Source organism: Caballeronia glebae (genome assembly GCF_001545035.1).
GTDB lineage: Bacteria > Pseudomonadota > Gammaproteobacteria > Burkholderiales > Burkholderiaceae > Caballeronia > Caballeronia glebae.
Map to the genome: position 1 here is coordinate 1 of NZ_FCOJ02000097.1, position 15,691 is coordinate 15,691.

Here is a 15,691-nt window from a genome sequence, read left to right on the forward strand (position 1 = left end):
GATTCTGTCGGCGCGGCCGTATGCGTTCCTCGACGATGCGCCGCTGGAAGAGCGCCGCACGCAGGCCGTGCTCGCGCGCCGCTGGAGCGATCCGCAATCGGCGGACGATCTCGGCGCGCTCGATCCCGAAGCCATCGCGAGCGTGCGCGAAGAAGCGTGGCCCGAGGTTACGAGCGCCGATGAAATGCACGAGGCGCTCTCGACGCTCGCGTGCATCGCCGAGGCGGAAGCGCAGCGCAGCCCGCAATGGCTCGCGTGGCTCGAAGCGCTCGCGCACTCGGGCCGCGCGACGCGCCTGCAGATCGCGGAGCACGACGCGCTCTGGACGCCCGTCGAGCGTCTCGCGTGCGTGCGCGCCGTGTACGAGCACGCGCCGATGCATCCGTCGCTGCAACCGCCGCCGGGTTTCGACGATGCGTGGCCGCCCGACGACGCGCTCGTCGAAATCGTGCGCGCGCGTCTGTCGGGGTTTGGGCCGCTGACGGTGCCGGAAATCGCGCGTCCGCTCGCGCTGTCCGCTTCGGCGATCGCGCTCGCGTTGACGCGGCTCGAAGCGCAGGGCTACGTGATGCGCGGACGATTCACGCCGGGCGCGCCGGCCGAGCAATGGTGCGAGCGGCATCTGCTCGCGCGGATTCATCGCTATACGGTGCGGCGGCTGCGGCGCGAGATCGAGCCGGTCGAGCGGCAGGATTTCATGCGCTTTCTGCTCGAATGGCAGCGCGTCGCGCCCGATTCGCACGGCGAGGGCCGCGACGCGCTCGGCGCCGTGCTCGAACAGCTCGAAGGATTCGAAGCGCCGGCCGTGGCGTGGGAGGACGAGATTCTGCCGGCGCGCATCGCCGATTATACGGGCATGTGGCTCGACGATCTCTGTCGCGCCGGCAAGCTCGTGTGGGCGCGGCCCGCGGGACGTTCGCGCGCCTCGGGCGGACCGGTGCGCGGCACGCCGATCGTGCTGTTGCCGCGCCGTCATCTGGAGGCGTGGAACGCGCTGATGTCGTCTCGGCGGACGTCCTCCAGCGCGAGTCCGGACGACGCGCCGCAACTTTCATCGCGCGCCGAACGCGTGTTCGACGCGCTGAAAGCGCACGGCGCGATGTTCTTCGACGAACTTCTCTCCGACGTGCGCCTCCTGCGCACCGAACTCGAAGACGCGCTCGGCGAACTGGTCGCGCTCGGCCTCGTCAACGCCGACAGCTTCGCGGGCCTGCGCGCGCTCCTTGCGCCCGCCGCGAAGCGCAACGCGTTCGCGCGTCGGCCGAGGCGCGGCGGGTTGTTCATCGGCGGAATGGACGATGCCGGACGCTGGGCGCTCCTGCGCCGCGCAAAGCCGGACGACGCGCGCGACGAAGGCGATCTCGAACACGTCGCGCTGACGCTTTTGCGGCGCTACGGCGTCGTGTTCTGGCGTCTTCTGGAGCGCGAGGCGGAATGGCTCGCGCCGTGGCGCGACTTGCTGCGCGCCTATCATCGGTTGGAAGCGCGCGGCGAGATTCGCGGCGGGCGCTTCGTCGCCGGGCTCGCGGGCGAGCAATTCGCGCTGCCCGAAGCCGTGCCGCTTCTGCGCGAGATGCGCAAGCGGCCGAAGGAGGGCGCGTTCGTCGCGCTCTCGGCGGTCGATCCGCTCAATCTCGTCGGCACTTTGCTGCCCGGAGAAAAGGTGCCGGCGCTCGCGGGCAATCGCGTGCTGTATCTCGACGGCGTGCCGGTCGGCGCGGTGATCGCGGGCAAGACGCGTTATTTCGGCGACTTCGATGGAGAAGGGCGCGAGCGCATGCGTCTTGCGCTCGTCAAGCGCACGGCGCGCTCGCTTAGCACTTCGATCGGAACCGGGATGACGGGCGCCGGCATGCCGGCGCGCCATTGAAGCGGGAAGGACGTGATCCCTCGCCGCTATCGACGTTACTTCTTTGTGACGAACTTGGTGGTGAACGGCCCGGCTTGCGTGGCGGGCACGTCCTTTACCGGCACGCCCGGATAGTCGACGACACGATTCGTGTTCGACGCCGGCCGGATGCGGAACAACGGCCGCACGCCATCGCGCGCGCCGCCGACGATCGTATGCATCGCCTGCCTGTCGAGTTCGACGCTGTCGGCGAGATCCCTGATTCTGATGACGGCCATGGATGCTTCCTCCAGAGTGAAGAGTCGCAATCGAGTATAGACAATACGCCTCGACGCGCCGTTGCGACTCCTCGATCCGGTGCGCCGTTCATCGGTCGCAAAACGCCGATAAGCGTCGGACGCCAGTGGCGGCAAAAGGCGCATGCCTTCTGCCGCAGAGACGTTCGCGCGAAGTCATGCGAATCGCGTGCCAAGGTCGCACGCAGGTTCGATCGAATCGCGCAACGCCTTGATTTATCGACGTTATTGGCGGTTCATCGCATGCTCGGCACACTCGGGCAAAGCGCGATCAGACGCCGCCGCACCAACAATCGTCATCGATGTGTCGGCCTCCGAACGACATGTGCGCGATGCCGCTCATGATCGAAAACGCCATTTGCGAAAGCTTCAGGTGAAGGCTAGTATCGAACGAGCACCATTGTTTTGTTACGACAAGTGAGTTGTCGATCGATTGGAGCCGCGTCGCGTCGCACAGATGACAAGTTTTGCGCAAGCGATTCGTACATTTCGGGGCGACGGCGGGTCGCGCGACGAGTTCTTTGCGGGAGTGGACGGCGCACTGGCGACCGAGCAGACTCCGGCGAAGCGGCTCATGGAGATCCTCGACGAGGAGCACGCGGCACGGCCGTTGCCGCCCGACATTTATGCGGCCGTGCGCCGCCGCATTGAACATGGGGCGCGCATGCGTCCCGACGCCGATTCCCCCACTGGCCCCGCGAGCCGCGACGAGACGCGGCTGCAAACCTCGCCAGGCTTCGCGCCGCCGCCTTCGCGCGATCCGAGCGGCGGCACCGGCAGTCAGGCGACCCAGGTTATGGTCGACCACGATCAGCAGATGAAAGGTGTCGGCGACACGCTCAACAGCCGCTTCGTACTGGAAGAGTGCCTTGGCATCGGCGGAATGGGGACGGTGTACAAGGCGCTCGATCTGCGCAAGCTCGAAGCGTCGGATCGAAAACCGTATGTCGCGATCAAGGTCCTCAATCTGCAGTTCCGCGGCAATCCGAAATCGCTGATCGCCCTGCAGCGCGAGGCGCGCAAGGCGCAGCAACTCGCGCATCGGAACATCGTCACCGTGTACGACTTCGACCGCGACGGACAGGTCGTCTATCTGACGATGGAACATTTGTCCGGCCAGCCGCTGTCGCGCTTGCTTCGTAACCCGAATTTCAAGGGCATGCCGTTCTCCGAGGTCTTCCCGATTTTGAAGGGCATGGCCAACGCGCTCGCCTACGCGCACGAACGCGGCTTCGTGCATTGCGATTTCAAGCCCGCCAACGTGTTCCTGACCGACACATCCGAAGTGAAGGTGATCGATTTCGGCATCTCGCGCGTGATTACGCGGCCCGAGGAGGAAACCGAGGCGACTATCTTCGATCCCGGCAGTCTCGGCGCGCTGACGCCCGCCTACGCGAGCCCGGAAATGCTGGAGCATCGCGAGCCCGATCCGCGCGACGACATTTACGCGCTCGGCTGCATCACATACGAATTGCTGACGGGAAAGCACCCGTTCGATCGCGTGCCCGCGTTGCAGGCGAAAAGTGCGGGCATGAAGCCGGCGCGCCCGGAGCATCTGGGCAACAAGCAGTGGAAGGCGCTGAAGGCCGCGCTCGCGTTTGAGCGCGAGGCGAGAACGCCGAGCGTCACGCAATTTTTCGAAGAGATCGGCGAGGATCACGCCCCGCCGCCTGCGGGTCGCAAGGCTAAAAAGGGCGGCGCGCCGAAGCTTGCGATCGGCGTAGCGGCGCTCGTGGCCGCGCTCGTCGCGGGCGCGGGCTATTACTTTTACGATCAGTCGCGCGGCGGCGAGGAGGCCGCGCGCGAAGCGCCGCCCGGCCAGTCCGAAGGAAGCGCCACGGGCGCGGTGACGCCACACGCGCCCGCTGCCGTGGCCCCGGTTTCCTCCGTCGCGGTCACGCCCGCCGTGCCCGCGACGCCCATTCCCGAACTCACGATGGCCGCCGTTACGCCCGTGCTCGCGAGCGTGCCGTGCTCGGCGCTGGTGGCGTCGGTACACGATCAGACCGTCGATGTGCAGGGCTTCGTATCGCAGAAGTACGGTCTCGCGCGGCTGAAGGAAGCGCTCGGCCGCGTGCCCGGCGCGAAGACGACGAACTTCGGCGTACAGCAGGTCGCCGACGACAAGTGCGATCTGCTCAAGGTATTCGGCCCGTTCTGGACGGCCAACCGGCAGTCGGGGCGGCCCGCATCGGTGCACACGCGTTCGCGCGCGACGCACCTTACCGAAGGCGATCCGCTCATCATCGATCTGATGACGCCCGCGTTCGAGTCGTACGTCAATGTCGACTATTTCATGCTCGATGGCAGCGTGGTGCACTTGTTGCCCAACGCGCGCTCGCGCGACAACCAGGCGCCGGCGAACTACACGGCGACCATCGGCACGATGGGCGATTGGGTCGTCGGCAAGCCGTTCGGTTCGGAGATGATCGTGCTGACAGTGACGCCCGCGCCGCTCTTCGACTCGGCGCGCCCCGACAGCGAAGCGAAGCCCGAGTATCTGCGCGCCGTCGAAAAACGGCTCTCCGCGCTCGCGGGTAAATATGGCCGCGACCGCGTGGCCGTCGATATCTTCCAGATCACGACGCAGGCAGCCAAAAAGTAAGACCGGCTCAGCGTTTCGTGGCGCAAGCCAGCACGCAAGGCATCGGCACGAGCAATTCCCCGTGTTGCGCATATGCCTTCACGCGCGCTCGCACTTCCTGCTCGATCGCGGCGAGCGCGCTTTTCGATTGCGCGCGCAGCATCGCCGCCATGCGCACGCCGCCGTGCATCAAACCGTCGAGCGGCGTTTCAGGCAGCACGAGATGCCAGGTCTGTTCGACTTCGTCGGCGCGCGCGTCGGCGAAGCCTGCTTCGGTCAGCACGCGCACGCATTCGTCGGGATCGCCGAAGCGGAAGAAGGGCGGCGCGGGCGGCAGTCCGACATCGGGCTTGCCGTGCAGCCGGACGGCGTCGAGCACCATGCCGAAACCGACCGCGCGCTCGGGCACGGCCCACGCGGTGAACGCGACGCGCCCGCCCTGGCGCAGCACGCGCGCCGCTTCGTCGAGCGCGCGTTCCGGCTCCGGAAAATGCAACATGCCGAAGTTGATGCCGACAGCGTCGAAGCTCTCGTCGCCGAACGGCAAATGCTCCGCGCCCGCGAGCTGGAATTCGATCTCGGGATGAAGCTGGCGCGCGTGCGCGATCATCGACGCGGAGAAGTCGACGGCCGCCGCGGTCGCGCCGCGTTCGATCGCCGCCGCGGCTAGATTGCCCGGCCCGGCGGCGACATCGAGCATGCGGATGCCCGGACCGACCGAAAGCGCATCGAGCAGCGCGGGATGCGACTGCACGGTGAGCCTTCCGAAATAGTCCTCATACGACGGGACGACATGCTCCCAGCCGTTTTTCTCGAACGCCGCGAATTCGTCGAATTCCATGACGCACCTCCGCTCGCCGCACGCGCGGCTCGCCATTGCCGGAGGCCGGGCCTCGTCAGAAATGCGCGAGGCTAGGTCCTGGGCTTCTCAATAGAGCCTTTGAGTTCATTCAGTGCGTCTTCCATGCGTTTGCTGACGAGCGCATAGGCTTCGGCCTGAGTTTGCTGGGTCGTGCGGGCGATGTCCTGCATGTCGGCGAGCGCGTTATGCAGCGCGCGTTGCACGACTTCGTTGGCGTTGAACGGCGGCTGAGTCGACGTCGTGGCGAATTGTTTTGCGATGCTTTCCAGATCGCCCAAGGTCCGGCGCAGAATTTCGAGTTGTTTGTCGCGCAGCGCCTCCATGCCGCCGAACGCGACGCGATTGGTCGCCGCGAGCGCTTCGACATCCTTGCGCCGCGATTCCATGATCGCGGTGACATCGAAGCCCGGAAGCTGGTACTGCTGGAACATGGCTGCAAACTGGCTGAACGGATCGCTGAAATTTTGATTCATCGTGCCTCCCCAGGGTTCTGTCTGTCGAATGCGAGCCATTCTTGCGGGCAAACGCGAGGACGGCCCGTGCAGCATGCGCCGTGCGCGCGAAACCATGCCAACGCGCAGCCAGCACCTGATACTACCAATATAAGCCGTGGAAATGGGGCAAGGGAAAACACCAGAACGAGCGGTCGTCTCACGCCACCGCGCAGCGCCTCGTCGGAGTTGATGCAAGTCAACTCGTGCCGCGCCGCGCAAGCGACCATGAAATCATGGCGGCGCACCGTCGGCACGTTCGCACGTTTGCGTGCCGCGACCGCGCAAGAGGCCGAAGCCGCCGACGGTCGGGAGAAGATCATGATCAGGGGTGAAGGACGCATCGTCGCGGCCCTCGGCGCTGTGTTCGTGACGCTGGGCGGCATCAATGCGGCGCTGCGCGGTCTGCTGTTCGACGAGACCGCCGTGATGTACTACGGCGTGCTCGCGATACTCATCGGGGCTGCGTCGTTCGTGGTGATGCTCACACCGTTGCCGAGCGACGAGCCCTGACGATTGCGCGGCGCGATCAGATTCGCTCTTCGCCGGCGAAGACGCCGTGCTCCGCCTTGATCTGTTCGCGGTCGATACACTGCACGTGCCAGCGTCCGGTGCTCTTCACGCCAGCGCCGTCCGCATACCACAACACGCGTCCCGCGAGCCCTTCACATGGGCCGTCCGGCGCGTCGACATCGAGGCGCTCCAGCACGCAAATAGGGTCGCCGACCTGCTGGCCGCAAATCATCGTGCCGTTAAAACCGGAACGCAAACCGCCCCAGTCCGGCACTTCCACCGCCTGATGGCCTTCGCGCGACCATCGGCGAGTTTCCTTGTCGAGCCACAGGATGGCGTAGGCCGCCGATTGCGCGCCTTCGAAGCCATCCAGCTTGACCGTGATACGCATGTCATCCTCCATGAAGCAAATCGATGGACGAGACGCTCGGCGTTTTCGCCGGCCATGAGCGTCGTCGGTTGAATGGCGGCTCACGCCGCGCGTATTGTTAAGGCATTGCGACGCGGCCCTTTCAGACCACGATGACAGGTTCGAACTGGACGCGGCAAAAAAGTTTAATCACGCCGCATGTAATGGGTTCCATCGCCGGTGTGTTCGTAAGGCAAGCTCGCGAACCGCGAATCTGCCGCGCCGCAACAGCGATGAGGACGAACCGATCAAGCAAGACCGATGCCGAAATGTGTAAGCAACACATGTTCGCGTCGTGACTGCATGTCTAAAGTTTAGTACGGCAATCTGACGCTTCAGCGACACGTAGCGGAGGCATATCGCCGCATGGGGTCGCCATCGACGTGAGATGAATGCGCCGCATCATCGTGGGATGTCGCGTGACACCGATGCCCGGCGAACGTGCATCGGCGCACCACGTCGGGTTCGTGCGCCCCAACGCGTCGCGCGTGCGATCGATATTTTGGTCCGCCCGACGCGAAATGCGCTGCGCTGCAATATCAAACTGGCGCGCGACGTTCGCGAACTGCCCATCAGTCATTGATGTTCGAGCATCGCGCGATCGACGATGCGCACCTGCCGCCCGTTGAGCCCGATCGCGCCTTCACGCTGCAGCTTCGAGAGCGTGCGGCTCACGGTTTCGAGTTCGAGCCCAAGATAGCTGCCGATGTCCGCGCGCGTCATCGGCAGGAGCAGTTCAACCGGATGTTCGCCGGATGGCGTCGCGCCCGCATTGAGCCGTTCGGAGAAATCGAGCAGGAACGCGGCGACGCGCTCGCGCGCGGGCATCGTGCCGAGCATCAGCGCGAGACGCGACGCGCGCACGATTTCCGCGCTCATGATCGCGAGCAGCTCATGCTGCATCGCCGCGTACTCGCGACACAGCGGTTCGAGGATGCCGACCGGCATGATGCGCACGACACTCGATTCCAGCGCGATGGCGTCGCTTTCGTGCCGGTTCGTGCACACACCATCGAGGCCGAGCGTTTCGTTCTCGAAGTGAAAGCCTGTGACCTGCGTGCGCGGCGCGCTGTCGTCGTCCGCGCTGGGAAAAGTCGAGACCGTCTTGAAGCAGCCGCTTTGCACCGTATAGAGGCTGCGCAACGGCTCGCCCGCGCAGTAGAGCGCGTCGCCGCGCTCGACGATGCGCGTCGGAAACGGGATGGCGTCGGCGTCGGAGAGACGCACGTGCAGCGTCGGCACGCTGTCGTGCGCCGCGCGCCGGGCCGTCGCGCCTGCATCGATTGAAGATTCCATTGAGGCTTCCTCCTACAAACCAGTATGGTTCACGAATGGAGGAAAGGAAAATCTGCCGGACGCGCGCGCCGGTTTCAGAACTCGATGTCCAGTTCGTCGATTTCTTCGGCTTCCTGTTGCGCATCGGCGATCCAGCGGCGCATCTCCGGCATCGCGAGAATGCGCTCGCCGTACGCGACGATATCGGCGTCGAGCTTCACGTCGTAGGTGACGAAGCGCGTGACGACGGGCGCGAACATCGCATCCGCGCACGTTCGTTCGCCGAACAGATACGGACCGCCATATTGCGCGAGGCACTCGTGCCAGATCGTCACGATACGCTCGATGTCGGTCTGCGCGCGCGCCCATACCTTGAAGCCGGGAAAGTGGGCCTTCAGATTCATCGGCAGCGCGGAGCGCAAGGCGGCGAAACCCGAATGCATCTCGCCGCAGATCGCGCGGCAATGCGCGCGCTCGGCGCGTTCGGCCGGCAGCAGGCCGGCGTCGGGGCGCACTTCGTTCAGATACTCGGCGATCGCGAGCGTGTCCCAGACCTTGATGCCATCGTGAAACAGACACGGCACCAGAATCGATGGCGACAGAAGCAGCAACTCGGCGCGTGCGCCGGGATCGTCGGCGGGCATCACGACTTCGTCGAACGGCAGTCCGCTGAACTTCGTGAGCAGCCAGCCGCGCAGCGACCAGGACGAATAGTTCTTGCTGCTGATGGTGAGCGTGGCGTTCGCCATGAGTCGTTCCTCGCGCTTCGTGCACCAAAACGGATCGAGCGCGGTGCGCGCAGGCACCGAAGCGCGGCAAAACGCGCTCGTGGATGGCAACCGTGCAAAGCCTATGCCAATCGCCGGGGCGCATGGAGGTAGCATCATGAAGTATGTGGTCATCGATTGGCATGGCGATTGCCTCCCTTCGAGGTTCCATATCGACGCATGCGCCGCCCGCGTGCAAGAGAGATGAATCCGTTCACGTACGCGAGCTATCAGGCCTGGTCCGATGCAATGCTGCCGATGCGCCACGCCGCCGCGCTGGTCGACGGCGCGCTGCGCGTCTGGAAGGAGATGGGCGCGACGCCGCAGGGCCGCGATCTCGCGGCGTTTTGCGAACAGATCGCGCTCGCGGGGCTGACCCACGCGCGGCCGCCGTTCGAGATCGCGCCGGTGCAGGTCGAAGGCAAAACGATGCGCGTCGAGGAAGAAGTCACGGCATCGACGCCGTTCTGCGATTTGCTCCATTTCCGTAAGGACGATGCGTCCGTCGCGCAGCCGCGCGTGCTCGTGATCGCGCCGATGTCCGGGCACTTCGCGACCTTGCTGCGCGGCACCGTGCAGACGATGCTCGCCGACCACGACGTCTATATCACCGACTGGCGCAATCCGCGCGATGTCTCGCTGATACACGGCCGCTTCGGCTTCGACGAGTACGTGCATCACATCATCGAATTCATCGAGACGATCGGGCCGGGCGCGCATCTGCTCGCCGTGTGCCAGCCGACGGTGGCGGCGCTGTCGGCCGTCGCGCTGATGGCCGAGGACAGACATTCGGCCGAGCCGGCGAGCATGACGCTGATGGCCGGCCCCATCGATACGCGCGTGAACCCGACACGCGTGAACGAGCTCGCGAAAAGCAAGCCGATCGACTGGTTCGAGCGCAATCTCATCAGCATGGTGCCGTTCGGCTTCGCGGGCGCGATGCGGCGCGTCTATCCGGGCTTCGTGCAACTGGGCGCGTTCATGTCGATGAATCTCGCGCGCCACATCGAATCGTTCGAGGAGATGCACTATCAGCGCGCGAAGGGCGATCCCGCGAAAGCGGACGCGATCCGTGTTTTCTACGAGGAATACTTCGCGACGATGGACCTCACGGCCGAGTTCTATCTGGAAACCGTCGACACGGTGTTTCAGCGGCACGCGTTGCCGTTGAAGCAACTCGAAGTGCGCGGCCGCAAGGTCGATCCGTCGGCGATCCGGCGCACCGCGCTCTTCACCGTCGAGGGCGAGCGCGACGATATTTGCGCCGTCGGCCAGACGCTCGCCGCGCAGGATTTGTGCGACAAGCTGCGGCCGTATCTGAAGGCGCATCACGTGCAGACGGGCGTCGGACACTACGGTGTGTTCAACGGCAAGCGCTGGGAGCGGCAGATTTATCCGCGTATCCGCGCCTTGATCCACGACAACGAGCCGAGTCCGGCCGGCGTGAACGCGCGCGCGCAACCGATGGTGCCGTTGCAGTCGATCGCGCCGCTCGCGCGCGAATCGACGCTCGCCGAGGAGCAGGCGCAGGCGGCGAATCGGGGCGATGGCAAACAGGCGATTCCCGACCCCGACGACGCGCATGCAACCGAATAGCGCTAGTTCGCGGCATCGCCCGAAAGCGGCAGGACGATGCACGCCTGTGCGCCGCCGCCTTCGCGCGCGCGCAGTTCGAGCGTCCCGCCGTGCAGCCGCGCGATGCGCTCGACGATCGCGAGACCGAGGCCCGTGCCCTTCGGCTGGCCTTCGCCGCCGCCGCGCTTGAACGGCTGCTTGAGCGCCTCGGGGTCCTGCGCGCCGAGCCCTTTGCCGCGATCCGCGATCACGACGCACACGGTGTTCGCACGAGCGTCCGTCCACGTGCGCACTTCCAGCCCGACGACGCCGTACAGCACCGCGTTCTGCATCAGATTCATGAGCATGCGCATCATGCTGATCGGGCGAAACGCGAATGGCTCAATCGCGCCGAGATCGAGCGCGAACTCGTGTCCCAGCCCGGCGAAATCGGCCGCGAGATTCGCGATCAGCGCATTGAGATCGCCGACGACGGGCGTTTCCTTCGCGCCGCTGCCGGCGTAGTCCATGAACTGCTGAAGAATCGTGTCGATGGTGTCGAGATAGCCTTCCGCCGATGCCGCGAAGCCCGCGTCCGTCGACGGCACGGCGGATATCGCCATGGCGAGGCGCAGCTTGGTCATCGGCGTGCGGATGTCGTGCGAGATGCCCGCGAGCATCAGCGCGCGCGTGGCTTCGGCTTCTTTCAGCGCGGCCGTCATGCGGTTGAAGGCGTCGCTGACCTGCGCGATTTCGGTCGGGCCGTCGGTCGGCAGCACGCCGGGCTCGCCGCCCGCGGAAACGAGCCGCGCGGCATCGGCGAGATGCGCGAGCGGACGGTTCAGATGGCGCTGGATCACGTAGGCGGTCGCGAACGCGAGCGCGCCGAGTCCGAGCGAAAGAAGCAGCGCGGTGACAAGGCCATCGTCATGCGCGGCTTCGGGCACCGGCAGCGCCAGCCAGCGAGGTTCGCCCGACAGATGCGCGCGAATCCACAAGCGCTGTTGACCGTCGTCGGCCGTGTCGCCGCCTTGCCAGCGCACGAGCAAGCCGGCGGGCAGATGCTCGCGCAGACTCTCGACGAACGTCCGGCGCTGGTACGTTTGATAGAAGCGCAAGCGCGTTCCCGGCGCCGTCTCGCGCGCGCCGGCGGGCAAATCGGCGCGAAGGTCGAGGTGCGCGGCGACGCTTTGCGCGGCTTCGGGCGGCGTGGTTTGCAAGAGCGTGTCGAGCGTGACGATATAGCTCGCGAAGGTCGCCGCGGCGCGTTCGATGCGCGGTGTCTGGATGAAGTGCAGCAGCACCGCGATCGCGCACACCTGACTGACCGCGACGAGCGCGACGAGTAGCAGGATATTGCGCGCGAAAAGCGAGCGCGGCACGAGGCGCGCGCGCGACGCGCCGCTCATGACTCGATATCGGCGAGCAGCATGTAGCCGACGCCCCAGACAGTCTTGATGAAGCGCGGCTTGCCCGGATCTTCCTCGACGATCTGACGCAGCCGAAGCACCTGCACGTCGATGCTTCGATCGAGCGCGTCGTGATCGCGGCCGCGCGTGCGGGCGATGAGGTTGTCGCGGCTCACCGCGCGATTCGGCGACGAGCCGAGCGCCGTGAGCAACTGCATTTGCGCGGAATGAATCCCGAACGGCTCGCCGTCGCGATAGAGCTTCTGCCTCGCGAGATCGAGGCGAAAATCGCCGAAGCGGATGATCTGCTGGGTATGGGTCGGATCGCCGGCCGCGATCTTCTGGCGGCGCAGCAAAGCGCGCACGCGAGCGACGAGTTCTTGCGGCAGGAAGGGCTTGGCGAGGTAATCGTCGGCGCCGGTTTCGAGACCGATCACCTTGTCGACCGGATCGCCTTTCGCGGTGAGCATCAGGATCGGCAGCGTCTGGCCTTCGGCGCGCAGGCGCTTGCAGACCGAGAGGCCGTCCTCGGGCTCCATCATCCAGTCGAGCACGAGCAGGTCGTAAGGCTCGCGCTGCAAAAAGCGGTCGAGCCGCGTGCCATTTTCGACGACGCGCACCTCGAAACCCTGCGAACTCAGAAAGCGCTGCAGCATGTTGCGCAACTCGGCTTCGTCGTCGAGCACGATGATCTTCGGCAGGGTTTCCATGGAGACTCCGATCAGCGTTGCGCGGCGCGCTCGTGCATGAAGGCTTCGATTTGCGGCAGGGTCACGTAGCCGTTTTTCTGCGTATCGATTTCGTCGAAGTGCTTGGCCACCATCGGCATGCCCGTGGATGCCTGCTCGCGCGTGAGCTTGCCGTCGTGTGTGATGTTGGCGCTCGAAAAGCGCGTCTGCAACTGCCCGGCCGCGTGTTCGAGGCGCGGGCTCGCGCCCATCGGCTGCGTAGCGGTTTGCGCGAACGCCGCGCCCGAACTGGCGCACGCCGCGCATGCCGCAAGGATGACAAGAATCTTTCGCATGGCTCTCTCCCTGATTCGACACGGATGAACGTCGACGGTGATGCCATTCTATTGAGCCGCGCGGCGAACGCAATCTTGGGGATGCTACGAATCATGTCGCCGTATTTCGTCCGCGATGCCCGCGTTTCGCCGACATCGGGCGACATAAGTTATGACTCACGCGTCGGGCGGCGCTTCGCTATCGTTCTCATCGCCGGCAGTGCTGTCTTTCTGTCTTTTCGATGCTGCCGTATTCACCGACTCACGATGCATGAGGACTTCATCATGAATTGCCGTTTGCTCAGCGTTTCCGCCGTTGCCGCCATCAGCCTGACTTGCGCGAAGACCGCGTCGGCTGGAACGAGCGTGCAGGTTTCCTATGTGGCGCCCGCCGTGATCTACGCACCGCCGCCGCGTCCCGTGTACTACTACGCGCCGCCGCCGAGGCCGCCGTATTACTACGTGCCCGCGCGCACGGTCGTCGTGGCGCCGGCCGTCGCGCCCGTGGTGGTCGCCGCGCCGCCGCCGCTGCCACCTGTTCTACTTCCGCCTCCGCGGCCGACCGTCGTCGTGACGCCGTATGGCGTCGCGCCGGCCGTCAGCGTGACCTATGCGCAACCGGTTCTCGCGACGCCCGTCGTCGTGATGCATTGAGCGACGCCGCGCTTGCGTGCGCCCGATCAGCCGCGTTCGGCGATACCCGGTGATGCAAAGCGCGGCTGCCTCCTATACTGAATGAACCGCATCGGCCGGATGTGCCGATGCGGCGGCGAGCCCGGCGCATCGCGCCGTTTCATGGCGTTCCAACAGGAGGATCGAGCCATGCTATTCATCGTCAACTGGACTGCGCAGCCCGAGGCCGAGCGACTGGCGGCCGAGCGATTCCTGCAAACGCGCGGTGCGCCGCCCGACGGCATTCATCTGCTGGGCCGCTGGCATGCGATCGGCTCGATCTGGGGCATCGCCGTGTGCGAATGCGACACCATTGAGCCGCTCGCGCGCTGGGCGCACGAGTGGGCCGATCTGTTCGTGTTCGATATCAAGCCGGCGATCACCGACGAGCAGGTCGGGAAAATGCTCGCGGAATATGCGGAGCGGCAATAGCGGCAATCGCCGGAAAAGCGGCCCGATTCGTCGTACGAACGCGCGGCACCAAGCTTAGGGTTTGCGTGGCTTGCAGCGGAACGGAGATGGCCTCACCATTACAAACGTACTAGTTAGTTCAAATTTGAGCGCCGTTCGCGATCCCCGTATTCTTGCTTGCAGGATGGCGCCGTCAAGGAGCGAAGCGTGACCCAATCCCCTACGAAAGAACCCTGCGTCATATCGGTCGCGATCACCGGCTCGGTGCCGCGCAAGAAAGACAATCCCGCCGTGCCGGTTACGATCCCCGAGCAGGTCGAAAGCACGCACGAGGCCTATGAAGCGGGCGCGACGCTCGTGCATCTGCACGTGCGCGACGAAGATGAACGTTCGAGTTCTGACCGGCATCGATTCGCGGAATTGCAGGAGGGCATCCGCAAGCATTGTCCCGACATCATCATCCAGTTCTCGACGGGCGGACGCGGGCGCTCGTTCGAGCAGCGCGGCGCGATGCTCGATCTCAAGCCCGACATGGCGTCGCTCGCAACGGGATCGGTGAATTTTCCGACGATCGTCTACGAGAATCCGCCCGATTTCGTGCGCTCGCTCGCGCAGACCATGCTCGATCACAATGTGAAGCCCGAAATCGAGATCTTCGATCTGGCGATGCTCTATAGCACCGTCGATCTCGTGAATCAGGGCTTGCTGAAGTCGCCCGTGCACGTGCAGTTCGTACTCGGCGTGAAGAATGCGTTGCCCGCGAAACGCGAAATTCTCGAATTCGAAATCGAGCAGTTGAAGAAGAATTTGCCCGATGCGACGTGGACGGCTGCTGGCATCGGACGTCATCAGCTTGAAGTGAATCACTGGACGTTGCAGTTGGGCGGGCATTGCCGCACGGGGCTGGAAGATAACGTGCGCTGGGACAAGGACACGCTCGCAAAGAGCAATGCGCAGTTGGTGAGCCGGGTGGCGTCGTTGTGCGCGGAGTATGGGCGGCCGGTGGCGACCGCGAAGGAAGCGCGGAAGTTGCTGTCGATTTGAATGGTGATGGGGTAGGGCGAGGCGCGCTGGCGGGGGACCGCGGCGCGCTTTTATTTTCTATGAGCCGCTTGGTTATTCCGGGCTGGATGCGAAAACATAGTGAGGATGTTTAAATCGGGCTATCTGGTGGGTTCGCTTTGGTTTGTACGGAGGGATTTCATCGCCATCGCAAAAGCCTAGCGCGAAGGCGATTCGCGGATTATTACCGCACCGACATGACGCCGGGCGCGTACGACGGCGTCATGCGCGACATCCGTGGCAACCACGCCGCGTTTTCGATGTGTAGGCCGTCCAATTGCCGCGCTGGAAGGTGATCACCAACGCCTGCATACAGACCTAGCCGAGACTGCCGCGACCACGCGGGCCCGCCCGTGGCGAACCTGAACGACCATCCGACAAGCGGCCCGAACGTCGATCAGTGCGGCAAATTGCGCTTCGGCGATGGCGGGATGTTGTTCGGGCGTTTCCAAGGGCGGCCTCGGCTCGTGATTGTCGGCTTAGCTAACCTAGGCAGCTCATCTCTAAGACTGGTCCGAAAATCAAATCTGTTTT

At 64.9% G+C, this 15,691-nt stretch carries 17 protein-coding genes; 8 read left to right on the top strand and 9 right to left on the bottom strand.

Features of this window, described 5'->3' with window-relative positions:
* Positions 1–1,870: Lhr family helicase (locus AWB82_RS34650; protein WP_456061747.1), on the top strand; the 1,870-nt coding region annotated here is incomplete at its 5' end.
* Positions 1,871–1,905: 35 nt separating this feature from the next.
* On the opposite strand, the gene AWB82_RS34655 is transcribed toward AWB82_RS34650, so the two are convergent.
* Positions 1,906–2,127 carry a hypothetical protein gene (locus tag AWB82_RS34655; protein WP_086973785.1) on the bottom strand — a complete coding sequence of 74 codons (222 nt, stop codon included), beginning with the start codon at positions 2,125–2,127 and terminating at the stop codon, positions 1,906–1,908.
* A gap of 475 nt (positions 2,128–2,602) precedes the next feature.
* Between AWB82_RS34655 and AWB82_RS34660 the strand changes: the two genes are divergently transcribed.
* Positions 2,603–4,750 carry a serine/threonine-protein kinase gene (locus AWB82_RS34660; protein WP_086973786.1) on the top strand — a complete coding sequence of 716 codons (2,148 nt, stop codon included), beginning with the start codon at positions 2,603–2,605 and terminating at the stop codon, positions 4,748–4,750.
* Positions 4,751–4,757: 7 nt separating this feature from the next.
* Here AWB82_RS34660 and AWB82_RS34665 read toward each other — a convergent pair whose 3' ends face one another.
* Together AWB82_RS34665 and phaP are read right to left on the bottom strand one after the other, a co-directional pair.
* Positions 4,758–5,570, bottom strand: a complete 813-nt coding sequence (locus tag AWB82_RS34665) for a class I SAM-dependent methyltransferase (protein ID WP_086973787.1) — start codon at positions 5,568–5,570, stop codon at positions 4,758–4,760.
* A 71-nt stretch (positions 5,571–5,641) separates the two neighbouring features.
* Positions 5,642–6,064, bottom strand: coding sequence for a phasin family protein (gene phaP / locus AWB82_RS34670; protein ID WP_086973788.1), 423 nt, complete (start codon positions 6,062–6,064; stop codon positions 5,642–5,644).
* A 210-nt stretch (positions 6,065–6,274) separates the two neighbouring features.
* Here phaP and AWB82_RS39295 point away from each other — a divergent pair, with 210 nt between their 5' ends.
* The gene (locus tag AWB82_RS39295; protein ID WP_407643078.1) at positions 6,275–6,595 is read left to right on the top strand and encodes a DUF2964 family protein; all 321 of its coding nucleotides are present in this window, start codon (positions 6,275–6,277) and stop codon (positions 6,593–6,595) included.
* Between the two features lie 16 nt (positions 6,596–6,611).
* Here AWB82_RS39295 and AWB82_RS34680 read toward each other — a convergent pair whose 3' ends face one another.
* The 3 genes from AWB82_RS34680 to AWB82_RS34695 form a co-directional block, all read right to left on the bottom strand.
* The gene (locus AWB82_RS34680; RefSeq protein WP_235023563.1) at positions 6,612–6,986 is read right to left on the bottom strand and encodes a DUF3564 family protein; all 375 of its coding nucleotides are present in this window, start codon (positions 6,984–6,986) and stop codon (positions 6,612–6,614) included.
* 594 nt (positions 6,987–7,580) lie between these two features.
* Complete coding sequence (locus tag AWB82_RS34690; protein WP_086973791.1) at positions 7,581–8,300, bottom strand: helix-turn-helix domain-containing protein; 720 nt, start codon at positions 8,298–8,300, stop codon at positions 7,581–7,583.
* Between the two features lie 74 nt (positions 8,301–8,374).
* Positions 8,375–9,028: a glutathione S-transferase family protein gene (locus AWB82_RS34695; RefSeq protein WP_086973797.1), complete on the bottom strand. Its 654-nt coding sequence runs from the start codon at positions 9,026–9,028 to the stop codon at positions 8,375–8,377.
* 222 nt (positions 9,029–9,250) lie between these two features.
* On the opposite strand from AWB82_RS34695, the gene AWB82_RS34700 reads away from it, so the two are divergent.
* Positions 9,251–10,642 (top strand): polyhydroxyalkanoate depolymerase, encoded by a 1,392-nt coding sequence (locus AWB82_RS34700; RefSeq protein WP_086973792.1) that lies wholly within the window; start codon positions 9,251–9,253, stop codon positions 10,640–10,642.
* A 2-nt stretch (positions 10,643–10,644) separates the two neighbouring features.
* On the opposite strand, the gene AWB82_RS34705 is transcribed toward AWB82_RS34700, so the two are convergent.
* From AWB82_RS34705 to AWB82_RS34715, 3 genes are read right to left on the bottom strand one after another with little or no spacing between them, the layout of a single operon-like run.
* A complete protein-coding gene (locus AWB82_RS34705; RefSeq protein ID WP_086973793.1) occupies positions 10,645–12,009 on the bottom strand; it encodes an ATP-binding protein in 1,365 nt (454 codons plus the stop codon).
* Entirely contained in the window at positions 12,006–12,719 is a 714-nt protein-coding gene (locus AWB82_RS34710) for a response regulator (RefSeq protein ID WP_086973794.1), read from the bottom strand. The genes AWB82_RS34705 and AWB82_RS34710 overlap by 4 nt, the downstream gene beginning before the upstream one ends.
* Positions 12,720–12,730: 11 nt before the next feature.
* The gene (locus AWB82_RS34715) at positions 12,731–13,033 is read right to left on the bottom strand and encodes an EF-hand domain-containing protein (protein ID WP_086973795.1); all 303 of its coding nucleotides are present in this window, start codon (positions 13,031–13,033) and stop codon (positions 12,731–12,733) included.
* A gap of 264 nt (positions 13,034–13,297) precedes the next feature.
* Between AWB82_RS34715 and AWB82_RS34720 the strand changes: the two genes are divergently transcribed.
* From AWB82_RS34720 to AWB82_RS38715, 4 genes are all read left to right on the top strand, one after another.
* Entirely contained in the window at positions 13,298–13,666 is a 369-nt protein-coding gene (locus tag AWB82_RS34720; protein ID WP_235023564.1) for a hypothetical protein, read from the top strand.
* 168 nt (positions 13,667–13,834) lie between these two features.
* The gene (locus AWB82_RS34725) at positions 13,835–14,116 is read left to right on the top strand and encodes a DUF3303 domain-containing protein (protein WP_086973799.1); all 282 of its coding nucleotides are present in this window, start codon (positions 13,835–13,837) and stop codon (positions 14,114–14,116) included.
* A 186-nt stretch (positions 14,117–14,302) separates the two neighbouring features.
* A complete protein-coding gene (locus AWB82_RS34730) occupies positions 14,303–15,139 on the top strand; it encodes a BKACE family enzyme (RefSeq protein ID WP_086973800.1) in 837 nt (278 codons plus the stop codon).
* Between the two features lie 371 nt (positions 15,140–15,510).
* A partial coding sequence (locus tag AWB82_RS38715) for a hypothetical protein (protein ID WP_235023565.1) occupies positions 15,511–15,691 on the top strand: 181 nt, incomplete at its 3' end.

Excerpts from the sequence above, each read along its gene's own strand:
- AWB82_RS34655 (WP_086973785.1), bottom strand. The coding sequence starts at position 2,127 with ATGGCCGTCATCAGAATCAGGGATCTCGCCGACAGCGTCGAACTCGAC.
- AWB82_RS34660 (WP_086973786.1), top strand. The coding sequence starts at position 2,603 with ATGACAAGTTTTGCGCAAGCGATTCGTACATTTCGGGGCGACGGCGGG.
- AWB82_RS34665 (WP_086973787.1), bottom strand. The coding sequence starts at position 5,570 with ATGGAATTCGACGAATTCGCGGCGTTCGAGAAAAACGGCTGGGAGCAT.
- phaP (WP_086973788.1), bottom strand. The coding sequence starts at position 6,064 with ATGAATCAAAATTTCAGCGATCCGTTCAGCCAGTTTGCAGCCATGTTC.
- AWB82_RS39295 (WP_407643078.1), top strand. The coding sequence starts at position 6,275 with ATGCAAGTCAACTCGTGCCGCGCCGCGCAAGCGACCATGAAATCATGG.
- AWB82_RS34680 (WP_235023563.1), bottom strand. The coding sequence starts at position 6,986 with ATGCGTATCACGGTCAAGCTGGATGGCTTCGAAGGCGCGCAATCGGCG.
- AWB82_RS34690 (WP_086973791.1), bottom strand. The coding sequence starts at position 8,300 with ATGGAATCTTCAATCGATGCAGGCGCGACGGCCCGGCGCGCGGCGCAC.
- AWB82_RS34695 (WP_086973797.1), bottom strand. The coding sequence starts at position 9,028 with ATGGCGAACGCCACGCTCACCATCAGCAGCAAGAACTATTCGTCCTGG.
- AWB82_RS34700 (WP_086973792.1), top strand. The coding sequence starts at position 9,251 with ATGAATCCGTTCACGTACGCGAGCTATCAGGCCTGGTCCGATGCAATG.
- AWB82_RS34705 (WP_086973793.1), bottom strand. The coding sequence starts at position 12,009 with ATGAGCGGCGCGTCGCGCGCGCGCCTCGTGCCGCGCTCGCTTTTCGCG.
- AWB82_RS34710 (WP_086973794.1), bottom strand. The coding sequence starts at position 12,719 with ATGGAAACCCTGCCGAAGATCATCGTGCTCGACGACGAAGCCGAGTTG.
- AWB82_RS34715 (WP_086973795.1), bottom strand. The coding sequence starts at position 13,033 with ATGCGAAAGATTCTTGTCATCCTTGCGGCATGCGCGGCGTGCGCCAGT.
- AWB82_RS34720 (WP_235023564.1), top strand. The coding sequence starts at position 13,298 with ATGAATTGCCGTTTGCTCAGCGTTTCCGCCGTTGCCGCCATCAGCCTG.
- AWB82_RS34725 (WP_086973799.1), top strand. The coding sequence starts at position 13,835 with ATGCTATTCATCGTCAACTGGACTGCGCAGCCCGAGGCCGAGCGACTG.